This window comes from Peribacillus sp. NPDC056705 (genome assembly GCF_043656335.1).
The window spans coordinates 1-684 of record NZ_JBHTYI010000191.1 but is presented as its reverse complement, the minus strand read 5'-3'; the positions used below and the strand labels follow the sequence as shown (position 1 = coordinate 684).

The 684-nt window shown below is 47.2% G+C and carries 1 protein-coding gene; it reads right to left on the bottom strand.

Going from position 1 to position 684, the window contains the following annotated elements:
• Positions 1–171: 171 nt before the first annotated feature.
• Positions 172–684: ABC transporter permease (locus ACFRAK_RS28815; RefSeq protein ID WP_394573167.1), on the bottom strand; the 513-nt coding region annotated here is incomplete at its 5' end.

Sequence of the window (684 nt, the reverse complement as noted above, 5' to 3'; positions counted from 1 at the left end):
ACAACACTGGAAAGCCAATGGCAATCCCCACCGGCACGGCGAAGTAACCTTCCACAAAAGGAACCATAGCGACGATCATAACCCCGATAAATTGAAACAGCGGATTCGAATCTCTGATCTGTTCTAAGAATTGTTCAAACAACTGCACTCCCCCTATCTATATCGCAAACCTTACATCTTATAAGCTTTCATGGCTTTTCTAAGTTCCTTCAATGTCGGACGTTTGCCGTACATCAGGACACCGGTACGATAGATTTTAGCTGCCAGCCAGCCGAAGATCAGGATGGATACGATCAGGATAGCGAGCGAGGCCAGAATCTCCCACATCGGTGCATCGCCGATTCCGATTCGTACTAGAATGGTCGTTGGCGACAAGAACGGAATGTAAGAAGATACTTTGAGTATGGTCGCATCTGGTGTGCCCAGCGTAAAGATCGCAATATAGAATGCCACCAGCGACAGCATCGTGATCGGCATAACCGCTTGACCCAGATCCTCGGTCCGACTCACGATCGAACCTACCGCTGCGAACAAGACTGCATACAAGAAGTAACCAAGGATGTAAAAGATCAAACCAAAGATCAACAACATCGGATCAACTGCGGTAATGTCCAAATTCAAATCCTGCAATGCGCCTACATTATGTGGCAGCATAACGTTGACTCCAATGACAACACCGAATAC